Origin of the sequence: Leucobacter chromiireducens (assembly GCF_051993095.1) — a bacterium.
GTDB classification, from domain to species: Bacteria; Actinomycetota; Actinomycetes; order Actinomycetales; family Microbacteriaceae; genus Leucobacter; species Leucobacter chromiireducens.
Genome location: NZ_CP197024.1, coordinates 2,510,544 through 2,535,531, shown reverse-complemented (window position 1 = coordinate 2,535,531; position 24,988 = coordinate 2,510,544). Strand labels below are relative to the sequence as shown.

General features: G+C 64.5%; 34 protein-coding genes. 33 read left to right on the top strand and 1 reads right to left on the bottom strand.

Annotated elements, in window-relative coordinates; all coding sequences use genetic code 11:
- Positions 1-57: 57 nt before the first annotated feature.
- From fusA to rplQ, 33 genes are all read left to right on the top strand, one after another.
- Positions 58-2,172, top strand: coding sequence for an elongation factor G (gene fusA, locus ACR81A_RS11470; protein ID WP_440311868.1), 2,115 nt, complete (start codon positions 58-60; stop codon positions 2,170-2,172).
- 160 nt (positions 2,173-2,332) lie between these two features.
- The gene (gene tuf, locus ACR81A_RS11465; protein ID WP_202380998.1) at positions 2,333-3,526 is read left to right on the top strand and encodes an elongation factor Tu; all 1,194 of its coding nucleotides are present in this window, start codon (positions 2,333-2,335) and stop codon (positions 3,524-3,526) included.
- Between the two features lie 182 nt (positions 3,527-3,708).
- On the top strand, positions 3,709-5,508 hold the full coding sequence (locus tag ACR81A_RS11460) for a polysaccharide biosynthesis protein (RefSeq protein WP_440311867.1): 1,800 nt from the start codon (positions 3,709-3,711) through the stop codon (positions 5,506-5,508).
- Positions 5,505-6,668, top strand: coding sequence for a UDP-phosphate alpha-N-acetyl-D-fucosaminephosphotransferase (locus tag ACR81A_RS11455; RefSeq protein WP_440311866.1), 1,164 nt, complete (start codon positions 5,505-5,507; stop codon positions 6,666-6,668). Before ACR81A_RS11460 ends, ACR81A_RS11455 begins: the two co-directional genes overlap by 4 nt.
- Before the next feature lie 437 nt (positions 6,669-7,105).
- Positions 7,106-7,414, top strand: coding sequence for a 30S ribosomal protein S10 (gene rpsJ / locus ACR81A_RS11450; protein WP_025133701.1), 309 nt, complete (start codon positions 7,106-7,108; stop codon positions 7,412-7,414).
- A 14-nt stretch (positions 7,415-7,428) separates the two neighbouring features.
- On the top strand, positions 7,429-8,082 hold the full coding sequence (gene rplC, locus ACR81A_RS11445; protein WP_202381001.1) for a 50S ribosomal protein L3: 654 nt from the start codon (positions 7,429-7,431) through the stop codon (positions 8,080-8,082).
- A gap of 3 nt (positions 8,083-8,085) precedes the next feature.
- Entirely contained in the window at positions 8,086-8,739 is a 654-nt protein-coding gene (gene rplD / locus ACR81A_RS11440) for a 50S ribosomal protein L4 (RefSeq protein ID WP_125099079.1), read from the top strand.
- A complete protein-coding gene (gene rplW, locus ACR81A_RS11435) occupies positions 8,736-9,035 on the top strand; it encodes a 50S ribosomal protein L23 (RefSeq protein WP_202381002.1) in 300 nt (99 codons plus the stop codon). The genes rplD and rplW overlap by 4 nt, the downstream gene beginning before the upstream one ends.
- 22 nt (positions 9,036-9,057) lie before the next feature.
- Positions 9,058-9,894 carry a 50S ribosomal protein L2 gene (gene rplB / locus ACR81A_RS11430; protein ID WP_202381003.1) on the top strand — a complete coding sequence of 279 codons (837 nt, stop codon included), beginning with the start codon at positions 9,058-9,060 and terminating at the stop codon, positions 9,892-9,894.
- A gap of 22 nt (positions 9,895-9,916) precedes the next feature.
- A complete protein-coding gene (gene rpsS, locus ACR81A_RS11425) occupies positions 9,917-10,198 on the top strand; it encodes a 30S ribosomal protein S19 (protein ID WP_025133706.1) in 282 nt (93 codons plus the stop codon).
- Between the two features lie 26 nt (positions 10,199-10,224).
- Complete coding sequence (gene rplV / locus ACR81A_RS11420) at positions 10,225-10,608, top strand: 50S ribosomal protein L22 (protein ID WP_202381004.1); 384 nt, start codon at positions 10,225-10,227, stop codon at positions 10,606-10,608.
- Positions 10,609-11,367 (top strand): 30S ribosomal protein S3, encoded by a 759-nt coding sequence (gene rpsC / locus ACR81A_RS11415; RefSeq protein WP_024356779.1) that lies wholly within the window; start codon positions 10,609-10,611, stop codon positions 11,365-11,367.
- 2 nt (positions 11,368-11,369) lie between these two features.
- Complete coding sequence (gene rplP / locus ACR81A_RS11410; RefSeq protein ID WP_017885320.1) at positions 11,370-11,789, top strand: 50S ribosomal protein L16; 420 nt, start codon at positions 11,370-11,372, stop codon at positions 11,787-11,789.
- Complete coding sequence (rpmC, locus tag ACR81A_RS11405) at positions 11,789-12,100, top strand: 50S ribosomal protein L29 (RefSeq protein ID WP_125099084.1); 312 nt, start codon at positions 11,789-11,791, stop codon at positions 12,098-12,100. Before rplP ends, rpmC begins: the two co-directional genes overlap by 1 nt.
- Before the next feature lie 2 nt (positions 12,101-12,102).
- Entirely contained in the window at positions 12,103-12,375 is a 273-nt protein-coding gene (rpsQ, locus tag ACR81A_RS11400; protein ID WP_025133710.1) for a 30S ribosomal protein S17, read from the top strand.
- 33 nt (positions 12,376-12,408) lie between these two features.
- Positions 12,409-12,777, top strand: a complete 369-nt coding sequence (gene rplN / locus ACR81A_RS11395) for a 50S ribosomal protein L14 (RefSeq protein ID WP_025133711.1) — start codon at positions 12,409-12,411, stop codon at positions 12,775-12,777.
- Positions 12,778-12,781: 4 nt separating this feature from the next.
- Positions 12,782-13,144, top strand: coding sequence for a 50S ribosomal protein L24 (rplX, locus tag ACR81A_RS11390; RefSeq protein ID WP_202381005.1), 363 nt, complete (start codon positions 12,782-12,784; stop codon positions 13,142-13,144).
- A complete protein-coding gene (gene rplE, locus ACR81A_RS11385; protein WP_202381006.1) occupies positions 13,144-13,707 on the top strand; it encodes a 50S ribosomal protein L5 in 564 nt (187 codons plus the stop codon). Before rplX ends, rplE begins: the two co-directional genes overlap by 1 nt.
- Positions 13,708-13,821: 114 nt before the next feature.
- Complete coding sequence (gene rpsH, locus ACR81A_RS11380) at positions 13,822-14,220, top strand: 30S ribosomal protein S8 (RefSeq protein WP_025133714.1); 399 nt, start codon at positions 13,822-13,824, stop codon at positions 14,218-14,220.
- A gap of 6 nt (positions 14,221-14,226) precedes the next feature.
- On the top strand, positions 14,227-14,763 hold the full coding sequence (gene rplF, locus ACR81A_RS11375; RefSeq protein WP_202381007.1) for a 50S ribosomal protein L6: 537 nt from the start codon (positions 14,227-14,229) through the stop codon (positions 14,761-14,763).
- 2 nt (positions 14,764-14,765) lie between these two features.
- Positions 14,766-15,140, top strand: a complete 375-nt coding sequence (gene rplR / locus ACR81A_RS11370; RefSeq protein WP_202381008.1) for a 50S ribosomal protein L18 — start codon at positions 14,766-14,768, stop codon at positions 15,138-15,140.
- Positions 15,137-15,847 (top strand): 30S ribosomal protein S5, encoded by a 711-nt coding sequence (rpsE, locus tag ACR81A_RS11365; protein WP_202381009.1) that lies wholly within the window; start codon positions 15,137-15,139, stop codon positions 15,845-15,847. The genes rplR and rpsE overlap by 4 nt, the downstream gene beginning before the upstream one ends.
- Positions 15,847-16,035, top strand: a complete 189-nt coding sequence (gene rpmD, locus ACR81A_RS11360; RefSeq protein ID WP_202381010.1) for a 50S ribosomal protein L30 — start codon at positions 15,847-15,849, stop codon at positions 16,033-16,035. The genes rpsE and rpmD overlap by 1 nt, the downstream gene beginning before the upstream one ends.
- On the top strand, positions 16,032-16,493 hold the full coding sequence (rplO, locus tag ACR81A_RS11355) for a 50S ribosomal protein L15 (protein ID WP_237462212.1): 462 nt from the start codon (positions 16,032-16,034) through the stop codon (positions 16,491-16,493). Before rpmD ends, rplO begins: the two co-directional genes overlap by 4 nt.
- 214 nt (positions 16,494-16,707) lie before the next feature.
- Positions 16,708-18,033 (top strand): preprotein translocase subunit SecY, encoded by a 1,326-nt coding sequence (gene secY / locus ACR81A_RS11350; protein ID WP_202381011.1) that lies wholly within the window; start codon positions 16,708-16,710, stop codon positions 18,031-18,033.
- On the top strand, positions 18,030-18,626 hold the full coding sequence (locus ACR81A_RS11345) for an adenylate kinase (protein WP_440311865.1): 597 nt from the start codon (positions 18,030-18,032) through the stop codon (positions 18,624-18,626). The genes secY and ACR81A_RS11345 overlap by 4 nt, the downstream gene beginning before the upstream one ends.
- Positions 18,627-18,629: 3 nt before the next feature.
- On the top strand, positions 18,630-19,472 hold the full coding sequence (gene map, locus ACR81A_RS11340; protein WP_202381013.1) for a type I methionyl aminopeptidase: 843 nt from the start codon (positions 18,630-18,632) through the stop codon (positions 19,470-19,472).
- Positions 19,473-19,699: 227 nt separating this feature from the next.
- Complete coding sequence (infA, locus tag ACR81A_RS11335; RefSeq protein WP_025133723.1) at positions 19,700-19,921, top strand: translation initiation factor IF-1; 222 nt, start codon at positions 19,700-19,702, stop codon at positions 19,919-19,921.
- Positions 19,922-19,992: 71 nt separating this feature from the next.
- A complete protein-coding gene (gene rpmJ, locus ACR81A_RS11330) occupies positions 19,993-20,109 on the top strand; it encodes a 50S ribosomal protein L36 (protein WP_005050492.1) in 117 nt (38 codons plus the stop codon).
- Between the two features lie 155 nt (positions 20,110-20,264).
- Positions 20,265-20,633: a 30S ribosomal protein S13 gene (gene rpsM, locus ACR81A_RS11325; protein WP_017885302.1), complete on the top strand. Its 369-nt coding sequence runs from the start codon at positions 20,265-20,267 to the stop codon at positions 20,631-20,633.
- Positions 20,634-20,681: 48 nt separating this feature from the next.
- Entirely contained in the window at positions 20,682-21,080 is a 399-nt protein-coding gene (gene rpsK / locus ACR81A_RS11320) for a 30S ribosomal protein S11 (protein WP_025133724.1), read from the top strand.
- 153 nt (positions 21,081-21,233) lie between these two features.
- Positions 21,234-22,220 carry a DNA-directed RNA polymerase subunit alpha gene (locus ACR81A_RS11315; RefSeq protein ID WP_025133725.1) on the top strand — a complete coding sequence of 329 codons (987 nt, stop codon included), beginning with the start codon at positions 21,234-21,236 and terminating at the stop codon, positions 22,218-22,220.
- A 49-nt stretch (positions 22,221-22,269) separates the two neighbouring features.
- Positions 22,270-22,773: a 50S ribosomal protein L17 gene (gene rplQ, locus ACR81A_RS11310; protein WP_202381014.1), complete on the top strand. Its 504-nt coding sequence runs from the start codon at positions 22,270-22,272 to the stop codon at positions 22,771-22,773.
- Positions 22,774-22,959: 186 nt separating this feature from the next.
- On the opposite strand, the gene ACR81A_RS11305 is transcribed toward rplQ, so the two are convergent.
- Positions 22,960-24,894 (bottom strand): acyltransferase family protein, encoded by a 1,935-nt coding sequence (locus ACR81A_RS11305; RefSeq protein ID WP_440311864.1) that lies wholly within the window; start codon positions 24,892-24,894, stop codon positions 22,960-22,962.
- Between the last annotated feature and the right edge of the window lie 94 nt (positions 24,895-24,988).

The following is a 24,988-nucleotide window of genomic DNA, read 5'->3' as shown; positions in this document are numbered from 1 at the left end:
CCACTGCGGGGCCGAGCCCCGCAATCCAAACTTTCACCCCCACCCGGAGGAGACCCCGTGGCACAAGACGTGCTCACCGACCTGAGCAAGGTCCGCAACATCGGCATCATGGCTCACATTGATGCCGGCAAGACCACCACCACCGAGCGCATCCTGTTCTACACGGGTGTGAACCACAAGCTGGGCGAGACCCACGACGGTGGCGCGACGACTGACTGGATGGAGCAGGAGAAGGAGCGCGGCATCACGATCACGTCGGCCGCCGTGACCTGCTTCTGGAACAAGAACCAGATCAACATCATCGACACCCCGGGCCACGTCGACTTCACCGTTGAGGTGGAGCGCTCGCTCCGCGTGCTCGACGGCGCAGTCGCAGTGTTCGACGGCAAGGAGGGCGTTGAGCCCCAGTCCGAGACCGTGTGGCGTCAGGCCGACAAGTACGGCGTTCCCCGCATCTGCTTCGTCAACAAGATGGACAAGATGGGCGCGGACTTCTACTTCACGGTGGACACCATCGTCAACCGCCTCGGTGCGAAGCCGCTCGTGATGCAGCTTCCCATCGGCTCGGAGTCGGACTTCGTTGGCGTTGTCGATCTGCTCTCGATGCAGGCCTTCGTCTGGGAGGGTGACTCCAAGGGCGACGTGACCCTCGGTGCGAACTACGAGACCCGCGAGATTCCCGCTGACCTCCAGGCTAAGGCCGAGGAGTACCGCGCGAAGCTCGTCGAGACCGTTGCTGAGACCGACGACGTGCTGCTCGAGAAGTTCTTCGGCGGTGAGGAGCTGTCGATCGAGGAGATCAAGGGCGGCATCCGCAAGCTCGTCGTGAACAACGAGATCTACCCCGTGTACTGCGGCTCGGCGTTCAAGAACCGCGGCATCCAGCCGATGCTCGACGCGGTTGTTGACTTCCTGCCGAACCCGCTCGACGTGGGCGCCATCGAGGCGCACGATCCCCGCGACGAGTCCGTGGTTATCGAGCGTCTCCCGAAGGCTGATCAGCCGTTCTCGGCGCTCGCGTTCAAGATCGCCGTTCATCCCTTCTTCGGTCGCCTCACCTACGTGCGCGTGTACTCCGGTCACGCACCGTCGGGCGTCCAGGTCGTCAACTCGACCAAGGGCAAGAAGGAGCGCATCGGCAAGATCTTCCAGATGCACGCCAACAAGGAGAACCCTGTTGACGAGCTGACCGCCGGCAACATCTACGCTGTGATCGGCCTCAAGGACACCACGACCGGTGACACGCTGTCGGATCCGGACAACCAGGTTGTTCTCGAGTCGATGACCTTCCCTGAGCCCGTCATCGAGGTCGCCATTGAGCCCAAGACCAAGGGCGACCAGGAGAAGCTCGGCGTCGCCATTCAGAAGCTCGCCGAAGAGGATCCCACGTTCCGCGTGAGCCTCAACGCCGAGACCGGCCAGACGGTTATCGCCGGCATGGGCGAGCTGCACCTTGACATCCTTGTCGACCGCATGAAGCGCGAGTTCAAGGTTGAGGCCAACGTGGGCAAGCCCCAGGTTGCGTACCGCGAGACGATCCGTCGCGCGGTCGAGAAGTACGACTACACCCACAAGAAGCAGACCGGTGGTTCCGGTCAGTTCGCAAAGGTGCAGATCGCGCTTGCTCCGCTCGAGGTTGAGGGCGACAAGATCTACGAGTTCGAGGACAAGGTCACGGGTGGCCGCGTTCCGCGCGAGTACATCCCGTCCGTCAACGCTGGTATCCAGGACGCGATGGAGTACGGCATCCTCGCCGGCTTCCCCGTCGTGGGTGTCAAGGCGAGCCTGCTCGATGGTCAGTACCACGACGTCGACTCCTCGGAGATGGCGTTCAAGATCGCCGGCTCGATGGCGTTCAAGGAAGCGGCTCGCCTGGCGCAGCCCGTCATCCTCGAGCCCATGATGGCCGTCGAGGTCCGTACTCCTGAGGAGTACATGGGCGACGTCATCGGCGATCTGAACTCGCGTCGCGGTCAGATCCAGTCGATGGAGGATGCCTCGGGCGTGAAGGTTGTGCGCGCACTTGTGCCGCTTTCCGAGATGTTCGGGTACATCGGTGACCTGCGGTCGAAGACCAGCGGTCGTGCGGTGTTCTCGATGACCTTCGACTCCTACGCGGAGGTTCCGAAGGCAGTGGCCGATGAGATCGTTCAGAAGGCTAAGGGCGAGTAATTTCGTCCACCGGTCGGCGGCAACGCACCCTGTTGCCGCCGACCACCCCGCTCGGGTCGCGATCACCGTCCTGAGCTTGTAACATAGGTACACACCCCGTACTCGTGCTCTCCGAAACCGTCGGAGGGTGGCGGTACTCGATGTCCTGAGGAGGACCATAGTGGCGAAGGCCAAGTTCGAGCGGACCAAGCCGCACGTAAACATCGGAACGATCGGTCACGTCGACCACGGTAAGACCACCCTTACCGCGGCGATCTCGAAGACGCTCGCCGACAAGTTCCCGTCTGACGTGAACGTGCAGCGCGACTTCGACACGATCGATTCGGCTCCTGAGGAGCGCCAGCGCGGCATCACCATCAACATCTCGCACGTTGAGTACGAGACCGACAAGCGCCACTACGCTCACGTTGATGCCCCCGGTCACGCTGACTACATCAAGAACATGATCACCGGTGCCGCTCAGATGGACGGCGCAATCCTCGTGGTTGCGGCGACCGACGGCATGATGGCGCAGACCAAGGAGCACATCCTGCTCGCGAAGCAGGTTGGCGTTCCCTACCTGCTCGTCGCGCTCAACAAGTGCGACCAGGTCGACGACGAGGAGATCCTCGAGCTCGTCGAGATGGAGGTCCGTGAGGAGCTCTCCAAGCAGGGTTACCCCGGAGACGACGTCCCCGTCGTCCGCGTTTCGGGCTACCAGGCGCTGCAGGGTGAAGAGAAGTGGGTGAACTCGGTTCTCGAGCTCATGGAGGCCGTGGATGCGAACATCCCCGATCCCGTGCGCGACAAGGACAAGGCATTCCTCATGCCCGTCGAGGACGTCTTCACGATCACCGGCCGTGGCACGGTCGTCACGGGCCGCGCCGAGCGTGGCACGCTGAAGATCAACTCCGAGGTCGAGATCGTGGGTCTGCGCCCGACGCAGAAGACCACCGTCACCGGCATCGAGATGTTCCACAAGCAGCTCGACGAGGCGTGGGCTGGCGAGAACTGTGGCCTTCTCCTCCGCGGCACCAAGCGCGAGGATGTTGAGCGCGGTCAGGTTATTGTCGAGCCCGGCTCGATCACCCCGCACACCAACTTCGAGGGCACTGCCTACATCCTGAAGAAGGAAGAGGGTGGCCGCCACAACCCGTTCGAGACGAACTACCGTCCGCAGTTCTACTTCCGTACGACTGACGTGACCGGTGTCATCACCCTCCCCGAGGACAAGCCGATGGTTATGCCCGGCGACACCACGGACATGACGGTCGAGCTGATCCAGCCGATCGCTATGGAAGAGGGCCTCGGCTTCGCGATCCGTGAGGGTGGCCGCACCGTCGGCGCCGGCACGGTGACCAAGGTCGTCTCCTAAGTTCTGACGAACTGAGAGAAGCGGCTTCGGCCGTTGAGCCCCCCGGGATTCTTCCCCGGGGGGCTCTTTCCATTCCAAGCTGGGCGTTTCCGGGTGGGGCGCCCGGCCCAGCCGCGGCCGCGCGGTATCCTCGAGGGTGACCCTCTCGTTGGGTCGCTGCTTGTCGACGGAATGGAGCCCGGGTGCCGGAAACCCTCAGCGAACGGATCGCGCACTTCGCGAGACAATACGGTCTCCTGTTTGCGCTCGATGCGCTCTCTTGGGCAGGAGCGGTGCTCGCGGCGCTCGTGCTGCGCTTCGACTTCAACCTCAGCCACATCCACTGGGGCTGGACCGCCGTGGTGATTGCCGCCGCGATCGCGTTCCAGCTGGTGGGCGGCTGGATGTTCTGGATCTATCGCAATCGCTACGAAGTGGGCAGCTTCGACGAGGTGCGCGCCCTCGTGCTGAACGTCACGGGCGTAATGGTGTGTACCTGGCTGGTCGCCTACTTCGTTGGTTACGGCAATGGGATCCCACGCAGCACGCTCATCATCGCTGCGCCCATCGCGTTCAGCCTGATGGGAGTTGCGCGCTACGTGCTGCGGCTCTATGCGGAGCGTCAGATGAAGCCCGGCGCCGAGGCCGAGCGCACACTCCTCTACGGTTCCGGCTACCTCGGCGTGCAGACCGCGAAGCGCCTACTCACGGACGCCGCGGGCGCAGCGCTTCCCGTGGGGTTCATCGACGACGACCCCATGAAGCGCAACCATGAGGTGCGAGGCGTTCGTGTGCTCGGCGGCTTCGAGGATCTTGCACGTGTCGCGCGGAAGACTCGGGCCACACGCATCATTGTGTGTATCGGTGACGCGGACGCCGCGCTCATGCGACGCGTCGATGAGGCCGCAGACCGGATTGGCATGACGGCGATGGTCCTGCCACCGCTGGACCAGATTCTGCGCAACGCCTCCGCGATCTCCGATGTGCGCGCGCTCAGCATTGAGGACATCATCGGACGTCACCCCGTGCGCCTCGAGACCGAGTCGATCGCTTCGTACCTGCAGGACAAGCGCGTGCTCGTCACGGGGGCCGGCGGGTCGATCGGTTCGGAGTTGTGCCGTCAGCTCGCCCGCTTCGCGCCTGACGAGTTGATCATGCTTGATCGCGACGAGACGGCGCTGCAGGAGACGCAGCTGTCGATTAGCGGGCACGGGCTACTTGACACGAATGATGTGGTCCTCGCTGACATCCGCGACGCAGCCACGCTTGAGCAACTCTTCGTCGAGCGCCGTCCCGAGGTCGTGTTCCACGCGGCGGCGCTCAAGCATCTTCCGATGCTCGAGCAGTACCCCGACGAGGCGTGGAAGACGAACGTGCTCGGCACCTTGAACGTGCTGCGCGCGGCGCAGGCCGCGAACGTCGGCACCTTTGTCAATATCTCGACGGACAAGGCGGCAAACCCCACGAGCGTGCTGGGGCACTCGAAGCGAGTCGCCGAGAAACTGACCGCGTGGATGGCGGAACAGACCGGTCAGCGGTATCTCTCCGTGCGTTTTGGCAACGTGCTGGGCAGCCGGGGATCGATGCTGCCCACGTTCCGCTCGCTCATTGAGGCAGGCGGCCCGCTGACGATCACCCATCCCGATGTGACCCGCTTCTTCATGACCATTCCCGAGGCATGCCAACTCGTGGTGCAGGCCGGCGGTCTCGGGCGGCCCGGCGAGGTACTCATCCTCGACATGGGCGAGCCCGTGAAGATCATTGATGTTGCCCGGCGCATGATTGCGCAGTCCGGGAAAGATATCGACATCGTCTATACCGGCCTCCGGCACGGCGAAAAATTGCACGAGGAACTCGTGGGGGAGGGTGAGGGAAATGAGCGTCCCTTCCACCCGAAGATTTCGCACGCCCACGTGGATACGATTTCACCCGAGGTGCTGAACCACGACGGCTGGATCGCGCGTCTTGACCTCACTGAGGCGGCAGAGGAGCGTGTCCAGTGACCCCGCTCGCCGTTGCGTTCCTCGCGGGCGCACTGACGCTCGCGCTCAGCCTGTCTCTCCCCATCGCGGTGAAGCCATGGCTCGTGCGTCTGGGCATCATGGACGTGCCCAATGAGCGGTCATCGCACGAGCGGCCGGTGCTGCGAGGCCTTGGGCTCGCAGTGTTGATTGCCATGCTCGTCGGCGGGGTCTTCGCCGTTGTGCTGTTCGCCGTACCCGGTTGGGGCGGGCACGCGGTGTGGGACGCGCTCCTTGTAGCGGTCATTGGCTCGCTACTTGCCGGCATGCTTGGGCTCGCCGAAGATCTCCGGGGGATCAGTGTTCCCGTGCGCAGCGCCGCGCTCCTGCTGATCGCCGCTGGCTCGGCCGTGGGGGTGCTGTTCGCCGCAGGACAGTTCGGCGGCGCCGGCCTGGGGCACGGACCCGGGCTCGCCGGAGGCGACGCCCGGCCGCTTGTGGGCCCGCTCGCCGGTGTCGATCCCTTGAGCTCGGTGACCGTGTCGACCGAGCCTCTGCCATTCTGGGGCGCCGCGGTGCTCGTCGTGTACGCGGTGCTCTTCATCTCGAGCTACATCAACGTGGCCAACTTCATGGATGGGCTCAACGGGATCAGTGGCTTCCACGGCGTGATCGCGGGGCTGACGTTCGGTGTGGTCGGCTGGGTACAGGACATGCCCTGGCTCGTTGCTGCGGGCCTCGTGCTGGCCGCCGGCTTCGCGGGCTTCTTGCCCTGGAACCTCACGAAGCCCGGCGCGTTCATGGGAGACGTTGGCAGCTACCTTCTTGGAGGCGCGACCGCGCTCACCAGCTTTGCTGCGCTCGTCTCGGGAGCCCCGCTCCTCGCAACGATCGGGCCGATGGTCATCTACTTTGGGGATGTGGGCGTCACCCTGGTAAAGCGCGTGCGCGCGGGCAAGCGCTGGGACGAGCCGCACAAGGAGCACACGTACCAGCGGATTCAGCAGCGCGGCTACACGCACGTCCAGGCATCGGGGCTCACCGCAGCGTGCACGCTCGCGGCGTCGGTGCTCGGGGTCGCGTCCTGCTTCACGCCACTCTGGGGCACGCTCGTGCTGCTTGCGGGCGGCTTCGCGGTGCTGCTTGTCTACTTGGCGCTCCCACGCCTGCTGCCGGATCGCTCCGCTGCGATCCAGCACTGATTTTTCGGGTGCCCGCTGCCTCGTCCGGGGGAGCTGAGAGGCGCGTTTCGGTACAGGATTCCCGCCCGAATACGTGCGACACGCAGCGCGACACGCCCGGGTTGCATGATGCATATTCCGTGTGTCAGAATAGACAGGTTCAGTACTCCGCGCTTCGGTGCGGATCACTGCCAGGCAGTGCATAATCTCCCGGTCCGCCGGGGTTAGGCCGCGGGTAGCGAACACAACCCGCACGCCAGTCGGCGGCCAGACTTTGTCCGGCCGTTTTTGTGTGTGCGGGGCCGCTTGCGCAAGCAGGTGGTTTTGACAGGTGAACAGAGACCCAGCACATGCGCCTCCTTGTGGGGTGCCGCTGCCAGGGCGCTGGTACGCAAGACGTCCAATGCCGCTCGCCCCTCGGGGCGCGCAGTACGACGCAAGTAGAAAGTAGAGATGTCATGGCGGGACAGAAGATCCGCATTCGACTGAAGTCGTATGACCACGAGGTCATCGACAACTCCGCGCGCAAGATTGTCGACACGGTAACCCGCGCGGGTGCAACCGTGATCGGCCCCGTGCCGCTCCCGACGGAGAAGAACGTGATCGCAGTGATCCGTTCGCCCCACAAGTACAAGGACAGCCGCGAGCACTTCGAGAAGCGCACGCACAAGCGCCTGATCGACATTGTCGATCCCACCCCCAAGGCCGTCGATTCGCTCATGCGTCTCGATCTCCCGGCCGACGTCAACATCGAGATCAAGCTCTAAGGGGGGATCGAATCATGGCAGTAGAACGCAATGTGAAGGGTCTCCTGGGCACCAAGCTCGGGATGACGCAGGTGTGGGACGAGAGCGGCAAGGTCGTTCCCGTTACCGTGATCGAGGTTGCTCCCAACGTCATCACGCAGATCCGCACCCCCGAGGTCGACGGCTACAACGCCGTTCAGATCGCCGCGGGCGCAATCGATCCCCGCAAGGTCAACAAGCCGACCGCTGGTCACTTCGAGAAGGCCGGCGTCACGCCGCGCCGTCACGTGACCGAGGTCCGCACGGCCGACGCCGCTGAGTACACGCTGGGCCAGGAGCTCACCGTCGATGGCACCTTCGAAGCCGGTCAGAAGATCGACGTCGTTGGCACCTCGAAGGGCAAGGGCTTCGCGGGCACCATGAAGCGTCACAACTTCAAGGGTGTCTCCGCATCGCACGGCGCTCACCGTAACCACCGTAAGCCCGGCTCCATCGGCGGCGCAGCGACCCCCGGTCGCGTGTTCCGTGGACAGAAGATGGCCGGCCGTATGGGTGGCGATCGCGTGACCGTGCAGAACCTCACCGTGCAGGCAATCGACGCCGAGAAGGGGCTCATCCTGGTTAAGGGTGCAGTTCCCGGTGCGCGCGGTCGTCTCGTATTCGTTCGCAACGCAGTGAAGGGGGCGTAGTTCATGGCTACCGCTACCAAGCTCGAGGTGCTCGACGCGAAGGGCAAGAAGGCCGGGTCGGTTGACCTGCCCGAGGCTCTCTTCGGCGCCGAGACCAACGTCCCGCTGATCCACCAGGTGGTCACCGCTCAGCTCGCAGCTGCGCGTCAGGGTACGCACAAGACCAAGAACCGTGGCGAGCGCTCCGGTTCGGGTGTCAAGCCGTTCAAGCAGAAGGGCACCGGCCGCGCCCGTCAGGGTTCCGTCCGCATGCCTCAGCACCGCGGCGGCGGCATCGTCCACGGGCCCGTGCCCCGCGATTACTCGCAGCGCACCCCCAAGAAGATGATTGCTGCGGCTCTCCGCGGCGTGCTCTCGGACCGCGCTCGCGCGAACCGCCTGCACGTTGTTGACGGCTTCGGCATCGGTGACAAGCCCAGCACCAAGACCGCACGCGAGTTCCTCGCTCAGGTCGCGCCGGGCAAGCGCGTGCTCGTGGTCGTTGACCGCGCGGACGAGCTGACCACGCTGAGCGTGCGCAACCTGCCGTTCGTTCACGTGCTGTTCCAGGACCAGCTCAACGCTTACGACGTTGTCGTCAGCGATGATCTCGTCTTCACCAAGGCTGCCTTCGACCAGTTCGTCGCCGGCCGTGCCGCTCAGGAGGACACGAAGTGAGCCTGAACAAGTCTGCACACGACGTCATCATCCGCCCGATCGTTTCTGAGAAGAGCTACGGTCTGATCGATACCAACGGCCAGTACACCTTCGAGGTGGCGCCGACGGCGAACAAGACCGAGATCAAGCTCGCTATCGAGCAGGTCTTTAGCGTCAAGGTCGAGAAGGTCCGCACGCTGAACCGCAAGGGCAAGACCCGCCGCACCAAGTTCGGTGCGGGTAAGCGCAAGGACACGAAGCGTGCCATCGTCACGCTGAAGTCCGGCTCCATCGACATCTTCACGGCTGCGCTGTAGAAGGGGCGAAAAGGAACACACTATGGCTATTCGCAAGTACAAGCCGACGACCCCGGGTCGTCGCGGTTCGAGCGTTGCTGATTTCGCTGAGATCACCCGCTCCACGCCCGAGAAGTCGCTGCTTCGCCCGCTCCCCAAGACGGGCGGCCGCAACAACCAGGGCCGTATCACCACCCGCCACATCGGCGGTGGCCACAAGCGCCAGTACCGCGTCATCGACTTCCGTCGCAATGACAAGGACGGCGTCAACGCCAAGGTTGCGCACATCGAGTACGACCCCAACCGCACGGCGCGCATCGCGCTCCTGCACTTTGAGGACGGCACGAAGCGTTACATCATCGCGCCCAACAAGCTGAAGCAGGGCGATGTCGTCGAGTCGGGTCCGGCCGCCGATATCAAGCCCGGCAACAACTTGCCGCTGAAGAACATCCCGACCGGTACCGTGATTCACGCGATCGAGCTGAAGCCCGGCGGGGGTGCCAAGATGGCGCGCTCCGCAGGTGCATCCGTTCGCCTCGTTGCGAAGGACGGCCCCTACGCTCAGCTGCGTCTCCCCTCGGGCGAGATCCGCAACGTCGATGCGCGCTGCCGCGCGACCATCGGCGAGGTCGGCAACGCCGAGCAGTCGAACATCAACTGGGGCAAGGCTGGCCGTATGCGCTGGAAGGGCGTCCGCCCGACCGTCCGCGGTGTTGTCATGAACCCGGTTGATCACCCGCACGGTGGTGGCGAAGGCCGCACCTCGGGTGGCCGTCACCCGGTCAGCCCCTGGGGCCAGAAGGAAGGCCGTACGCGCCGTCCGAACAAGGAAAGCGACAAGCTCATTGTGCGTCGCCGCAATGTTGGCAAGAAGCGTTAGTCGGCGGGTAGGAGAATAGAAGATGCCTCGTAGTCTCAAGAAGGGCCCCTTCGTCGATAACCACCTGCTGAACAAGGTGGTTGTCCAGAACGAAGCTGGCACCAAGAACGTGATCAAGACCTGGTCGCGCCGCTCGATGATCATCCCCGCAATGCTGGGTCACACCATCGCAGTGCACGACGGTCGCAAGCACATTCCCGTGTTCGTAACGGAGACCATGGTCGGTCACAAGCTGGGCGAGTTTGCGCCCACTCGTACCTTCCGCGGTCACGTGAAGGACGACAAGAAGGGCCGTCGCCGCTAAGCGGCGACGTGAAGGAGGAGAGAGAAATGGTGGAATCGACCGCACGCGTGCGTCAGATCCGCATCACCCCCCAGAAGGCCCGTCGCGTTGTTGACCTGGTTCGCGGGAAGAACGCTCAGGAGGCACTTGCCATCCTGAAGTTCGCCCCCCAGGCTGCCGCTGAGCCCGTGTTCAAGCTGGTCGCTTCGGCGATCGCGAACGCCCGGGTGAAGGCCGACGCGGAGAACCTGCGTCTCAACGAGGACGAGCTGGTCATCGCTCGCGCCTACGTCGACGAGGGCACGACGCTCAAGCGTTTCCGCCCCCGCGCGCAGGGCCGTGCGTTCCGGATCAACAAGCGGACCAGCCACATCACCGTCGTTCTGCAGACGGCCGATGAGCTCCAGTCCGCGAAGAAGGGAGCCAAGTAAATGGGCCAGAAGATTCATCCCTACGGCTTCCGCCTCGGGATCACCACTGACCACGTCTCGCGTTGGTTCTCGGACTCGACCAAGAAGGGTCAGCGTTACGCTGACTACCTGGCCGAGGACATCAAGATCCGCCAGCACCTGACGAAGCAGCTTGATCGTGCGGGCGTGTCCCGCGTGGAGATCGAGCGCACCCGCGATCGCGTCCGCGTGGACATCCACTCGGCGCGTCCCGGCATCGTGATCGGCCGCCGTGGCGCCGAGGCTGAGCGCATCCGCGCTGACCTCGAGAAGCTCACGGGCAAGCAGATCCAGCTGAACATCCTTGAGGTCAAGAACCCCGAGGCTGACGCTCAGCTCGTCGCACAGGGCATCGCCGAGCAGCTCGCTGCGCGCGTGGCTTTCCGCCGCGCAATGCGTAAGGGCCTGCAGGGTGCTCAGCGCGCCGGTGCCAAGGGCATCCGTATCCAGGTCTCCGGCCGTCTTGGCGGCGCCGAGATGAGCCGTTCGGAGTTCTACCGTGAGGGTCGCGTGCCGCTGCACACGCTCCGCGCGAACATCGACTACGGCTTCTACGAGGCGAAGACCACCTTCGGCCGCATTGGCGTGAAGGTCTGGATCTACAAGGGTGACCTCACCAACAAGGAACTCGCTCGCGAGCAGGCGGCCCAGAAGCCGTCTCGCGACCGTGGCGACCGCCGCCGTGCGCCCCGTGGCGCTCAGGCCGAGGCTGCACCCGCTGCAGCAGGAGCGGAGAAGTAAGCATGCTGATTCCTCGTCGAGTCAAGTACCGCAAGCAGCACCACCCCAGCCGCAGCGGCCAGTCCAAGGGCGGCAACACCGTCGCCTTCGGTGAGTTCGGTATCCAGGCACTGACCCCCGCCTACGTGACCAACCGTCAGATCGAGTCCGCTCGTATCGCGATGACCCGTCACATCAAGCGTGGTGGCAAGGTGTGGATCAACATCTACCCCGACCGTCCCCTCACCAAGAAGCCTGCGGAAACCCGCATGGGTTCCGGTAAGGGTTCGCCCGAGTGGTGGGTGGCCAACGTCAAGCCGGGCCGCGTCCTCTTTGAGGTCGCCGGCGTCGATGAGCAGCTCGCACGTGAGGCGCTGACCCGCGCCATCCACAAGCTGCCGCTCAAGGCCCGTATTATCAAGCGCGAGGAGGGCGACGCGTAATGGCGATCGGTACCAAGGAACTGGCCATCACGGAGCTCGACTCGTTCGAGAACGAGCGTCTGGCCGAGGAGCTCAAGAAGGCAAAGGGTGAGCTCTTCAACCTGCGATTCCAGTCGGCCACCGGCCAGCTGGAAAGCCACGGTCGTGTGCGCCAGGTGAAGCGCGATATCGCGCGCATCTACACGGTGCTCCGCGAGCGTGAGCTCGGCATTCGGGTCACCCCCGCTGCCGAGACTGCTCCCGCCAAGGCGAAGAAGAGCACCAAGAAGACCGAGCAGGCGGACGCCGCCGCTGAGACGAAGGAGGCCTAAGAATGGCTGAGGTCGAGAAGGAACAGCGCGGCTACCGTAAGGCTCGCCGTGGCTACGTCGTCAGCGACAAGATGGATAAGACCATCGTCGTCGAGGTCGAGGACCGCGTGAAGCACCCGCTCTACGGCAAGGTCATGCGCCGTTCGTCGAAGGTGAAGGCCCACGATGAGCAGAACACCGCCGGCATCGGCGATCTCGTGCTCATCCACGAGACCCGCCCGCTGAGCGCTTCGAAGCGCTGGCGTCTGGTCGAGATCCTCGAGAAGGCGAAGTAAGCCCTCGCGGCTTACTGATTGAAGGAGTAACAAGTGATTCAGCAGGAATCCCGACTCAAGGTTGCCGATAACACCGGCGCCAAGGAGTTGCTCACGATTCGCGTCCTCGGTGGCTCGCGACGTCGTTACGCCGGTCTCGGCGACACGATCGTTGCAACCGTGAAGGACGCAATCCCCGGCGGCAACGTGAAGAAGGGTGAGGTCGTCAAGGCCGTCATCGTTCGCACGCGCAAGTCGACCCGTCGCGTTGATGGCTCGTACATCAGCTTCGACGAGAACGCTGCCGTCATTCTCAAGGCAGACGGGGAGCCCCGCGGCACCCGTATCTTCGGGCCGGTCGGTCGTGAGCTGCGCGACAAGCGCTTCATGAAGATCGTCTCGCTCGCACCGGAGGTGATCTAGTCCTATGGGCCAGAAGATCAAGAAGGGTGACCTCGTCGAGGTCATCACGGGTCCGTCGCAGGATCGCGGCGGCTACAAGGGCAAGCAGGGCAAGGTCATCGAGGTCTTCACCGAGACCGACCGTGTGATCGTCGAGGGCGTCAACTTCGTGACGAAGCACGTCCGCGTCGGCCAGTCCGAGCGTGGCACCCGCGAGGGTGGGATCGAGACCGTCGAGGCCCCGATCCACATCTCGAACGTCGCAGTTGTCGACCCCGAGACGAAGAAGCCGACTCGCGTTGGTTTCCGCGTCGAAGAGGTCGAGAAGGATGGCGTCAAGAAGACCGTCCGCGTGCGCTACGCCAAGTCGTCTGGGAAGGACCTCTAATGTCTGAGACCAAGATCCAGCCCCGCCTCAAGGAGAAGTACCGCGGCGAGATCGTCGAGCAGCTCCGCGAGGAGTTCAGCTACTCGAACATCATGCAGGTTCCCGGCGTCGTCAAGGTCGTCGTGAACACTGGTGTTGGTGAGGCAGCTCGCGACAGCAAGGTGATCGAGGGCGCAATTGCCGACCTCGTGAAGATCACCGGCCAGAAGCCCATGGTCACGAAGGCCCGCAAGTCCATCGCGCAGTTCAAGCTGCGTGAGGGCCAGGCCATCGGCGCGCACGTCACCCTCCGTGGTGACCGCGCGTGGGAATTCCTTGATCGTCTCATCAACCTCGCACTGCCGCGTATCCGCGATTTCCGCGGACTTTCGCCCAAGCAGTTCGATGGCAACGGCAACTACACCTTCGGTCTGACCGAGCAGAGTGTGTTCCACGAGATCGATCAGGATAAGATTGACCGCGTGCGTGGCTTCGACATCACTGTCGTGACCACCGCTAAGTCGGACGACGAGGGCCGTGCGCTGCTTCGCGCACTTGGCTTCCCGTTCAAGACTGACAACTAAATAGTCCAAGCGGTGCGGGTGCCCGGGGGATTCCCCGGGCACCCCATCCGCATGTCACCCAGGTCGCGCTCCGTGTAACGGTGCGTGATACCAGGCGAGAAAGAAGAGTCACTCATGACGATGACTGATCCGGTCGCAGATATGCTGACCCGGCTGCGCAACGCCAACTCTGCGCATCATGACGACGTTTCGCTCCCCGGCTCCAAGCTGAAGGTGCGGATCGCGGAGATCCTCAAGCGCGAGGGCTACATCAAGGACTGGAAGGTCGAGGACGCACGCGTCGGCACGACCCTCACCATGTCCCTGAAGTACGGCCCGAACCGCGAGCGCTCCATCGAGGGCATCAAGCGCGTGTCCAAGCCCGGTCTCCGGGTGTACGCACGCTCGACCGAGATCCCGAGCGTGCTCGGTGGCCTCGGCATCGCGATCCTGTCCACGTCCTCCGGTCTCCTGACCGACCGCGAGGCTGACCAGAAGGGCGTTGGCGGGGAAGTCCTCGCTTACGTGTGGTAAGCCGTCATGTCACGTATTGGTAAGCTTCCCATCACCGTTCCCGGTGGTGTAGACGTCAAGATCGAGGGCCAGAAGGTCACGGTCAAGGGTTCGAAGGGCGAGCTCTCGCTCGTCGTTGCTGAGCCCATCCGCGTTGCTGTCGAGGAGGGCCAGGTTGTGGTCTCTCGTCCCGACGACGAGCGCGACTCCCGAGCGCTGCACGGCCTGACCCGCACGCTCATCAACAACAACATTATTGGTGTCACCGAGGGCTACTCCAAGCAGCTCGAGGTCGTCGGCACCGGCTACCGCGTGCAGCAGAAGGGCGCGGGCCTCGAGCTGGCGCTCGGCTTCTCGCACCCGGTGCTCGTTGACGCTCCTGAGGGCATCACGCTCGCTGTTGAGGGCAACACCAAGATCACCGTGAGCGGGATCTCCAAGCAGGCGGTCGGCGAGGCCGCTGCGAACATCCGCAAGCTGAAGAAGCCGGAGCCCTACAAGGGCAAGGGCATCCGCTACGCGGGCGAGAACGTTCGCCGCAAGGCTGGAAAGGCTGGTAAGTAACCATGGCCGCTAACATCACCCGTGCAAAGGGTCGTTCGGCTGCGCGTGTGCGCCGTCACGCCCGCCTGCGCAAGAAGATTGTCGGCACGGAGCTCCGTCCCCGTCTCGTGGTGACCCGCTCGTCGCGTCACGTCTTCGTTCAGGTTGTTGACGACTCGAAGGGCATCACCCTCGCGTCGGCGTCGACCATGGAAGCCGATCTCCGCGCTCACGAGGGCGACAAGACGGCAAAGGCCCGCAAGGTTGGCGAGCTCGTCGCCGAGCGTGCGAAGAGCGCTGGCGTTGAGGCAGTCGTCTTCGACCGTGGCGGCAGCAAGTACGCCGGCCGTGTTGCAGCGATCGCCGATGGCGCTCGCGAAGGGGGGCTGACCCTGTGAGCAAGGAAACGAAGGAGCAGGAAGTGTCCGCAGAGACCCAGACCGCTGAGTCCTCGGCCACCGAGGCCCAGGGCGCGGATCACCGCAACGAGCCCCGCGAGCAGCGTCGGGGGAGCCGCGACCGCGGCACCCGTGGCGAGCGCGGCGGCCGTGATCGCAACGAGAGCCAGTTCCTCGAGCGCGTCGTCACCATCAACCGCGTCTCCAAGGTCGTCAAGGGCGGCCGTCGCTTCAGCTTCACCGCGCTCGTCGTGGTGGGCGATGGCAACGGCACCGTTGGCGTCGGCTACGGCAAGGCGAAGGAGGTGCCTCTCGCCATCGCTAAGGGTGTCGAGGAGGCCAAGAAGAACTTCTTCCGCGTGCCCCGCGTTGGCAGCACCATCCCGCACCCGGTGCAGGGTGAGGCAGCAGCCGGTGTGGTGCTCCTCCGCCCCGCAGCGGCAGGTACCGGTGTTATCGCCGGTGGCCCCGTCCGCGCCGTGCTTGAGTGCGCCGGCATCCACGACGTGCTGAGCAAGTCGCTCGGTTCGTCGAACACCCTGAACATCGTGCACGCGACCGTTGAGGCGCTGCAGCTGCTTGAGGAGCCCCGCTCCGTTGCAGCTCGCCGTGGCCTTGACTTCGACCGCGTCGCCCCGGCTCGCATTGTGCGCGCTGAGGCGAAGGCTGCGGCCGACGCTGCCGCGAAGGCAAAGGCAGGTGCGTAATGGCGAAGAGCCTGAAGATTACGCAGACGAAGTCCGTTATCAGCGAGAAGCAGAACCAGCGTGACACGCTGCGGAGCCTCGGCCTCAAGAAGATCGGCCAGTCGGTCGTTCGCGAGGACACCAAGGCCAACCGCGGCTACGTTCGCGCCGTTGCTCACCTGGTAGAGGTTGAGGAGATCGACGCATGAGCGAGAAGAACGAGGAGCGCGAGCAGGTGCTGAAGGCTCACCACCTTCGCCCCGCACCCGGCTCGAAGAAGGCCAAGACCCGCGTGGGTCGTGGCGAGGCGTCCAAGGGTAAGACCGCTGGTCGCGGCACCAAGGGCACCAAGGCCCGTTACCAGGTCAAGGCTGGCTTCGAGGGTGGGCAGATGCCGCTGCACATGCGCACCCCGAAGCTGCGCGGGTTCAAGAACCCGTTCCGCACCGAGTACCAGGTCGTCAACGTTGCCAAGCTCGCTGAGCTCTACCCCCAGGGTGGCGACGTCACGATCGAGGATCTCGTGGCCAAGGGTGCCGTCCGCAAGAACCAGCCCGTCAAGGTGCTGGGCAACGGCGACATCCAGGTCAAGCTCACCGTTTCGGTGGACAAGGTCTCCAGCTCGGCTGAGCAGAAGATCGTCGCAGCTGGCGGAGAGGTCAAGTAAGGATCCCTCTCGGATCCTGACTTCCTCGAGCTGAGCTCGAACCGCGGGGGCGGTGGAACGGCAGAAATGCCGGGCCACCGCCCCCGTTTTTTTGTCTCCGGGCGTTCAAGAATGGCCCGGATATTGGTGAGGCAGCCCGCACAGCGTGTAGGCTGGAGCAATTGGTTCTCGTCGTCAGGCGACGGCCCCGTACGACGCCCCCAGGAGGCAGCTTTTGTTCAGCGCTATCGGACGGATCTTTCGGACACCCGATCTGCGGCGAAAGATCGTCTTTACGCTCGCGATTGTTTCGCTCTTCCGGCTCGGATCGTTCATCCCCGCCCCGTTCGTTGACTTCAACAACGTGCAGGCCTGTCTGATCGCGAACCAGGCACAGGGCACCTCCGGGCTGTACGACATGATCAACCTGTTCAGCGGCGGTGCGCTGCTGCAGCTCTCGATCTTCGCGCTCGGAATCATGCCGTACATTACGGCGTCCATCATTACCCAGCTGCTCCGCGTGGTGATCCCTCACTTCGAGGCACTGCACAAGGAGGGCCAGGCTGGCCAGGCGAAGCTGACGCAGTACACGCGTTACCTCACCATCGCGCTCGCGATCCTGCAGTCGACCACGCTCATCACGGTGGCACGCTCGGGTCAGCTGTTCGGCGCCTCGGCGAACCAGGCCTGCCAGAACCTCGTGTCGCAGGAGTGGTGGGCGATCCTCATCATGATCATGACGATGACCGCCGGTACCGGCCTCATCATGTGGTTCGGTGAGCTCATCACCGAGCGCGGCATCGGCAACGGCATGTCGCTCCTTATCTTCACGTCGATCTCGGCGACCTTCCCCGCTGGCATGTGGGTCATCAAGGAGTCGAAGGGCTGGGAGGTCTTCTTCCTGGTACTACTCGTTGGGCTCCTGGTCGTCGCTGCCGTGGTGTTCGTCGAGCAGTCGCAGCGCCGCATCCCGGTGCAGTACGCCAAGCGCGTGGTCGGCCGCCGCACCTATGGTGGCTCGAGCACCTACATCCCGATCAAGGTGAACATGGCGGGCGTGATCCCCGTGATCTTCGCATCGGCGATTCTCTACCTCCCCGCCCTCATTACGCAGTTCAACCAGCCGCAGATTGGCGAGGATCCGAAGCCCTGGGTCGTCTGGGTGCAGAACAACCTCGTGATGGGCGATCAGCCGCTTTACATGCTGGTCTTCTTCCTGCTGACGATCGGCTTCACCTTCTTCTACGTGCAGATCACCTTCAACCCGGAGGAGGTCGCAGACAACATGAAGCAGTACGGCGGCTTCGTCCCGGGGATCCGCGCCGGCCGCCCGACGGCCGAGTACCTCAACTACGTGCTGACCCGGATTACGAGCGCTGGTTCGCTCTACCTCGGTCTCATCGCGCTCATCCCGCTGATTGCGCTGTCGTTCTTCGGCGCCAACCAGAACTTCCCGTTCGGCGGCTCGTCGATCCTCATCATCGTGGGCGTTGGCCTCGAGACGGTGAAGCAGATTGACGCACAGCTGCAGCAGCGCCACTACGAAGGGCTCCTCAAGTGACGGAAACCACCACACGCCTCCTCATCATCGGCCCTCCCGGGGCCGGCAAGGGCACCCAGGCCACTCAGATCGCTGAGCGCTTCGGCGTTCCCGCCATCTCGACGGGCGACATCTTCCGCGCCAACATCAAGGGCGGTACGGAGCTTGGCCAGCAGGTCCAGGCAATCATTGAGCGCGGCGAGCTCGTTCCCGACTCGCTGACCAACGAGATCGTTGCAGATCGCCTCGCCCAGGCTGACGCCGCCGGCGGCTTCCTGCTCGATGGTTACCCCCGCAATGTTGAGCAGGTGCACGCGCTCGACGGCATGATCGAGGGCGATGCCCTCGACGCCGTGGTGCTGCTCGAAGTCGACACCGACGCGGTCGTTGCTCGTCTACTGAAGCGCGCGGAGCTCGAGGGTCGTGCGGACGACACCGAAGAGGTCATTCGTCATCGCCAGGACGTGTACGCGGAGCAGACCGCACCGCTCGTCGAGCTGTTCTCGGAGCGCGGGATCCTGGTCTCGGTTGATGGCCTCGGCAGCGTCGAAGAGGTCGCCGAGCGCATCGCATCGGGCCTCGATGCCCAGCTCGCAGCGAAGGCGGGTCGCTAGGTCGTGGCTCGTCGGGGATTGTTGCGCCGCTCGATCTACAAGTCGCCGGCCCAACTGCGGTTGATGGTTGAGCCTGGCCTCGCTGCCGCCGCCGCGATTGCGGCGATGCGGGAGGCCGTGCGCCCGGGCATCACCACCCTGGAGCTTGACGCGATCGCGGAAGACGCGATTCGTTCGCGAGGCGGTGCGCCCAACTTCATGTTGGAGCCCGGCTACCGTCACACGATCTGCGCGAACGTGAATGATCAGGTGGTCCACGCGATCCCTGGTGACCGTCCACTCGCGCCCGGTGACATCGCATCGCTCGATGTTGGCGCAGTGATTGATGGTTGGCACTCAGATACCGCGATCACGGTGACCCTGCCAGATCATGCTCGTCCGGAGCTGACGGCAGCGAACCAGAAGCTCAGTGACGTGACGGAGCAGGCCATGTGGCGCGGTATCGCCCGGCTCGCGACGGCGAAGCACCTGAACGAGGTGGGAGAGGCCGTCTCCAGCTACGTGCGTGCGAACAGCGACTTTGGGGTGCTCGAGGATTACATCGGGCACGGCATCGGACGCAGCATGCACGAGGATCCGCCGGTCTTCAATGTCCCGGTCCGCCCGCGCGGGCCGGAGGTGAAGCCTGGCCTCGTCGTGGCAATCGAACCGATCATCTCCGCAGGTGGCATTGACACCGATATTGAGGACGACGACTGGACCGTCACGATCGCCGACGGCTCGATGAGTGCCCAGTGGGAGCACTCGGTTGCGGTGCACGCCGACGGAATCTGGGTGCTCACCGCCGCCGACGGTGGGGCGAGCGGCCTTGTGCCGCTCGGCATCACGCCCGTACCGATTCCATAGAAAAGGATCGGGCCGTCCGAGCCGCTGGCTCTGGGCTTCGCCCGCTCGCTCCGCCCCGTGTCCGCGCAGTTTGCGCGCCGCGGGGCGGAACTGTTTCCGCAACTTTACAAACGCCCGATCGGCGAGTACTCTTGACATTTGGTGCTTTGCGCCTGTTTTCGTGTTCGCGAAAGCGGGCGCTTGGCATTCGCAAGACCAGTACATCCTACGCAAGCGATAGTGAGGCTATGGCGAAAAAAGACGGCGTCATCGAGATCGAGGGACAGGTTGTCGAGGCTCTGCCGAACGCGATGTTCCGCGTCGAGCTGACCAACGGACACAAGGTTCTCGCCCACATCTCGGGCAAGATGCGCCAGCACTACATCCGCATTCTCCCCGGGGACCGCGTGATTGTGGAGCTGACGCCCTACGATCTGACCCGCGGCCGCATCGTCTACCGCTACAAGTAGGGGCTGCTGGAAAGTAACGGCAGCCGGCATCCCGGCTGTACGAGGACAGCGAACTCCGCGAAGGAAACATCATGAAGGTTAATCCCAGCGTCAAGCCGATCTGCGATCACTGCAAGGTCATCCGCCGCCACGGCCGCGTCATGGTGATCTGCAAGAGCAACCCCCGTCACAAGCAGCGCCAGGGCTAAGTCCCTGTCGCTCGGCGGTCTCGCAGAGCACACAACTGAATATCTGATCCAGCGCATCGAAGAACCCGGCTACTGAGTGGCCGGGGGACACCTCGGGGTGGAGGCCCGAACCCCCGATGCGCGAAATACCTCCACTACCGCAAGGAGAGCCACACATGGCACGTCTCGCAGGAGTCGATATCCCACGCGACAAGCGCGTTGAGATTGCACTCACCTACATCTACGGCGTTGGGCGCACTTCCGCGCTGAAGACGCTCGCCGACACCGGCATCGATGGCAACATCCGCGTCAAGGACCTCACCGACGATCAGCTCGTCGCGCTCCGTGACTACATTGAGGGCAACTTCAAGGTTGAGGGTGACCTCCGCCGTGAGGTCGCCGCCGATATCCGCCGCAAGGTTGAGATCGGAAGCTACCAGGGCCTCCGTCACCGCAAGGGCCTGCCCGTGCATGGTCAGCGCACCAAGACGAACGCTCGTACCCGCAAGGGCCCGAAGCGCACCGTCGCCGGCAAGAAGAAGTAATAGCCGGTCCTCTCGACCATCACATAAAGCTTTTCAGGAGAATACTCAATGGCTGCACCAAAGACGGCGGCTCGCAAGCCGCGTCGCAAGGACAAGAAGAACGTGGTCGTGGGCCAGGCCCACATCAAGTCGACGTTCAACAACACGATCGTTTCGATCACCGACACCACCGGTGCCGTGATCAGCTGGGCTTCCTCCGGCGGCGTGGGCTTCAAGGGCTCGCGCAAGTCGACGCCCTTCGCCGCTCAGCTCGCTGCTGAGTCTGCTGCCCGCAAGGCGCAGGAGCACGGCATGAAGAAGGTTGACGTCTTCGTGAAGGGTCCCGGCTCGGGCCGCGAGACCGCAATCCGCTCGCTGCAGGCTGCCGGCCTCGAGGTGGGGTCGATCAACGACGTCACCCCGCAGACGCACAACGGCTGCCGCCCCCCGAAGCGCCGTCGCGTTTAAGGAGCTTGCGCTACTTCCCGGCGCGGTGGGTTCCCCGCCTCGCCGGGAAGGCGCCGAGACCTGGTTTTCCGGGTCTCGGGTGCACAGAGGACACACCTCATTCCCGATACCGCATGAGTCATATAGCGGACTCCAGCGAAAGGACCACACACCTTGCTCATTGCACAGCGACCCACTCTGACCGAGGAGTCGATCTCCGAGTACCGTTCGCGCTTCGCAATCGAACCGCTTGAGCCTGGCTTCGGCTACACGCTCGGCAACTCGCTGCGTCGCACGCTGCTGTCGTCGATCCCCGGCGCCGCAGTTACGAGCGTCCGCTTCGAGGGCGTTGCCCACGAGTTCACGACCATTGCGGGCGTGACCGAGGACGTTACTGAGATCATCCTCAACATCAAGGACCTTGTCGTCTCGAGCGAGCACGATGAGCCCATCACCGCCTACCTGCGCAAGACCGGCGCAGGCGAGGTCACCGCTGCCGACATCTCCGCACCCGCTGGTGTTGAGGTGCACAACCCTGAGCTCGTCATCGCGACGCTCAGCGACTCGGCGCAGTTTGAGCTCGAGCTGACGATCGAGCGTGGCCGTGGCTACGTTTCGGCCGCTCAGAACCGCAACGAAGACGCCGAGGTTGGCCGGATCCCCGTTGATTCGATCTACTCGCCGGTGCTCAAGGTCACCTACCGCGTGGAAGCCACGCGTGCCGGTGAGCGCACCGACTTCGATCGTCTCGTCGTTGACGTTGAGACGAAGCCCGCCATCAGCCCCCGCGACGCGATCGCGTCGGCTGGTTCGACCCTGGTCGAGCTCTTCGGGCTTGCGCGCGAGCTCAACACCGCTGCCGAGGGCGTCGAGATCGGCCCCGCGCCGGTTGAGGTGGTCACGGAGGGCGAGCTCTCGATCCCGATCGAGGACCTCGACCTGTCGGTGCGCAGCTACAACTGCCTCAAGCGTGAGGGCATCAACACGGTGAGCGAGCTCGTTGCGCTCTCCGAGGCTCAGCTGATGAACATCCGGAACTTCGGCCAGAAGTCCGTCTTCGAGGTGCGCGACAAGCTCACCGAGATGGGACTGTCGCTGAAGGACGCCGTGCCCGGCTTCGACGGTGCGCAGTTCTACAGCTACGAAGACGACAACAACTAATTCACGATCCGTCGACCTCGACCCGATCGTAAACTTACTGGAGTAAACAATGCCGAAGCCCAACAAGGGCCCCCGCCTCGGAGGCGGCCCCGCTCACGAGCGCCTGATGCTCAACCAGATGGCTGCGCAGCTCTTCGAGCACAAGCGCATCCAGACCACGGAGACCAAGGCAAAGCGCCTGCAGCCCGTGGCCGAGCGCCTCGTCACGTTCGCGAAGCGTGGTGACCTGCACGCACGCCGTCGCGTGATGCGTCAGATCCTCGACAAGTCGGTTGTTCACGAGCTCTTCACGGAGATCGCGCCGCTCGTCGAGAACCGCGAGGGTGGCTACACCCGCATCATCAAGACCGGCTACCGCAAGGGCGACAACGCTCCCATGGCAGTCATCGAGCTCGTGCTCGAGCCGGTGCAGCCCAAGGTGAAGGCCGCCAAGGCTGAGCCCAAGGCTGAGAAGGTCGTCGAGGCTCCGGCCGAGGAGACCACCGAGGTCGTCGAGGAGGCCGCTGAGGCTGCCGAGGCAACCGAGGCTCCCGCCGAGGAGAAGGCCGAGTAACTCTCGCCTCACGCACTGAACGCCCCGTCGATCTTCGGATCGGCGGGGCGTTCTGCTGTTTCCCGGCCTGGGCTCCCCGCGCTCTCGGCGAATCGGGGTCACTTGGGCAGGGTGTTGCTGTGCCGGGCTTCGCGACACCCTGCCCAAGTGACCCCGATTCGCGGGGCGGGGAGCGAGCGGGAGCGCCTAGCGGCGGGGGAGCGCGAAGCCGCGCGCCTCACCGGGGGACTGCAATTCCTCGAGGGCCCGCTTGACCGAGTCTGCGTAGATCTCGCCGCCGCTCGGGTTCGGGTGGATGTCGTCGCCGGCGAGCGCGTCAGGCACTCCGGTCACTGCGCCGGTCCAGTCGGCCACCACGACGCCCCGGTGATCCCGAGCGAAGCGTGTCAGCTCTTCGTTCACTCCGGGGATCCAGTCGCGGTCTGCGTGCGCGTTGACGAGTACGATCGGCCTGTCACCGGCCGTGCGGTAGATGGCGTCGAGATCCTCGGGAGCAACAGGACCGTTCGTACCGAGGCCGACCACGAGGAACGGGCGCAGGCGGCCGCTCGCCGCCCACTCGTCTGCCAGCTCGACGCCCACGCCCATGCCGCGCGACACTGCGGCGTCAATCTCGATGCCGGGGAGCGCGGTCTCGAGCTCTGGAAGGCTTGCGAGCATCACCGAGTCACCCAGCGCGCTGATGCTGTCCCCACGCGGCACGAGCGGGCCCGGAGGGAGCTTGGGGCCCTTCTGGCCCTTGGGGTCCTTCTGGTCCGTGCTGTCCGTCGGCGCCTCTGAATCCTTCGCGCCGTCGCTCGGCGAGTCCTTGCGATCTGCTTCGTCGGCGGAGTTCTGCGCAGAGGCATCCGCCGCCTCCTGCCCGCGGGCAATCGCCGCGGCAGCGGAGGTCTGCTCGGGCGCACGCGCGATGGCGAGTGCGGTGGCGGGCAGCGTCAACAGGAGGACCGCGCCCAGCGCGATCGTGACACCGCGCTGTTTGGGTGTGTACGCAGACGGGCGGAACGCGAGACGCAGTGAACGGCGCAGCCCGAAACGACGCACCGGCTGTTCAACAAAGCGGTAGGAGAGGGCGGCTGCGACGACCGTCGCGCCCCCCGCAATGAGCGCGATACTCCAGGGATTACCAGCAGCGCCCAGCGCCGCCGTCACGATGATGAGCAGGGGCCAATGCCATAGATAGATGCCGTACGAGCGCTCACCGACCCAGCGGAGCGGGGCCACATCGAGGGCGCGTCCAATCGCGGCGCCGTTGCGCGTCACCGCCCACACGAGCGCCAGAGCCGCGATGATCGCGAGTTGGAAGCCGCCCTCGAAGCTCTGCGGACTGCCCTCGGGAAGCGTGCAGGCGAGCCACGCGATCACTCCGAGCGCTGAGAGTGCGAGTGCGCCGAGCAGCACCTGTTGGCTGCGACGGAGCGGCGCGGGCGACTCCGCACCTCGGCGCGGGTGCACAAGTGTGGCGAGCGCAGCACCCCAGAACAGACCGAAGGTGTGGGTGTCTGAACCGAAGTAAATCCGAGTGGGATCGGCTCCCTGCTGGGACAGCATCACCATGAGCGCGGCGGAGGCGATCCCGAGCAGGGTGAGCAGCACCGCGCGGCTGCTGCGGCCGCGGAGGCGCAGCAGCGCGATGACGAGCAGAGGGAGCAGGATGTAGAACTGCTCCTCGATGGAAAGCGACCAGGTGTTGCGGAAGAGCTCGGGGGTATCGCGCGCGAAGTAATCGGCGCCATTCGCGATGAACACCCAGTTGCTCACAAAGAATGCGGTCCCAGCGATCTGCCGGCCGAGGCCCACCAGAACGTCCCCGCCGATGAGGAGTGCAAGCGAGGAACAGACAAGCAGTACGAGCCCGAGCGCGGGAAGGAGGCGGCGTGCGCGGCGACGCCAGAACGCCCCGAGGCGAATACCGCCGCGCAGCTCAACCTCGCGCAGCAGCAGCGAGGTGATGAGGAAGCCGCTGATCGCGAAGAAGATGTCGACACCGAGGAAGCCCCCCGGCAGCGCGTGCGGGAAGAAATGGTAGATCAGCACGAGCCCCACGGCGATTGCGCGCAGGCCATCGAGCCCGCCGAAACGGCCGGGCTGAGCTGGGGTGCGTGGCAGTGCTGAGGTCATAGAAGAAGGCTTTCGGCCGCGCGCTGGGCGTCGCGGGCAATGCCGTCCAGTGTACGCCGCGTGCCTGGGCGGCGCGGGCCCGTCGCAGGTCTGG

Excerpts from the sequence above, each read along its gene's own strand:
- rplB (WP_202381003.1), top strand. The coding sequence starts at position 9,058 with ATGGCTATTCGCAAGTACAAGCCGACGACCCCGGGTCGTCGCGGTTCG.
- rplQ (WP_202381014.1), top strand. The coding sequence starts at position 22,270 with ATGCCGAAGCCCAACAAGGGCCCCCGCCTCGGAGGCGGCCCCGCTCAC.
- infA (WP_025133723.1), top strand. The coding sequence starts at position 19,700 with ATGGCGAAAAAAGACGGCGTCATCGAGATCGAGGGACAGGTTGTCGAG.
- rplP (WP_017885320.1), top strand. The coding sequence starts at position 11,370 with ATGCTGATTCCTCGTCGAGTCAAGTACCGCAAGCAGCACCACCCCAGC.
- rpsH (WP_025133714.1), top strand. The coding sequence starts at position 13,822 with ATGACGATGACTGATCCGGTCGCAGATATGCTGACCCGGCTGCGCAAC.
- rpmJ (WP_005050492.1), top strand. The coding sequence starts at position 19,993 with ATGAAGGTTAATCCCAGCGTCAAGCCGATCTGCGATCACTGCAAGGTC.
- rplO (WP_237462212.1), top strand. The coding sequence starts at position 16,032 with ATGAGCGAGAAGAACGAGGAGCGCGAGCAGGTGCTGAAGGCTCACCAC.
- rplX (WP_202381005.1), top strand. The coding sequence starts at position 12,782 with ATGGGCCAGAAGATCAAGAAGGGTGACCTCGTCGAGGTCATCACGGGT.
- rpsS (WP_025133706.1), top strand. The coding sequence starts at position 9,917 with ATGCCTCGTAGTCTCAAGAAGGGCCCCTTCGTCGATAACCACCTGCTG.
- rplE (WP_202381006.1), top strand. The coding sequence starts at position 13,144 with ATGTCTGAGACCAAGATCCAGCCCCGCCTCAAGGAGAAGTACCGCGGC.
- rpsM (WP_017885302.1), top strand. The coding sequence starts at position 20,265 with ATGGCACGTCTCGCAGGAGTCGATATCCCACGCGACAAGCGCGTTGAG.
- rplR (WP_202381008.1), top strand. The coding sequence starts at position 14,766 with ATGGCCGCTAACATCACCCGTGCAAAGGGTCGTTCGGCTGCGCGTGTG.
- rpsQ (WP_025133710.1), top strand. The coding sequence starts at position 12,103 with ATGGCTGAGGTCGAGAAGGAACAGCGCGGCTACCGTAAGGCTCGCCGT.
- rpmD (WP_202381010.1), top strand. The coding sequence starts at position 15,847 with ATGGCGAAGAGCCTGAAGATTACGCAGACGAAGTCCGTTATCAGCGAG.
- rpsK (WP_025133724.1), top strand. The coding sequence starts at position 20,682 with ATGGCTGCACCAAAGACGGCGGCTCGCAAGCCGCGTCGCAAGGACAAG.
- rplV (WP_202381004.1), top strand. The coding sequence starts at position 10,225 with ATGGTGGAATCGACCGCACGCGTGCGTCAGATCCGCATCACCCCCCAG.
- rplC (WP_202381001.1), top strand. The coding sequence starts at position 7,429 with ATGGCAGTAGAACGCAATGTGAAGGGTCTCCTGGGCACCAAGCTCGGG.
- rplD (WP_125099079.1), top strand. The coding sequence starts at position 8,086 with ATGGCTACCGCTACCAAGCTCGAGGTGCTCGACGCGAAGGGCAAGAAG.
- ACR81A_RS11305 (WP_440311864.1), bottom strand. The coding sequence starts at position 24,894 with ATGACCTCAGCACTGCCACGCACCCCAGCTCAGCCCGGCCGTTTCGGC.
- rpsJ (WP_025133701.1), top strand. The coding sequence starts at position 7,106 with ATGGCGGGACAGAAGATCCGCATTCGACTGAAGTCGTATGACCACGAG.
- rpmC (WP_125099084.1), top strand. The coding sequence starts at position 11,789 with ATGGCGATCGGTACCAAGGAACTGGCCATCACGGAGCTCGACTCGTTC.
- rpsC (WP_024356779.1), top strand. The coding sequence starts at position 10,609 with ATGGGCCAGAAGATTCATCCCTACGGCTTCCGCCTCGGGATCACCACT.
- rplF (WP_202381007.1), top strand. The coding sequence starts at position 14,227 with ATGTCACGTATTGGTAAGCTTCCCATCACCGTTCCCGGTGGTGTAGAC.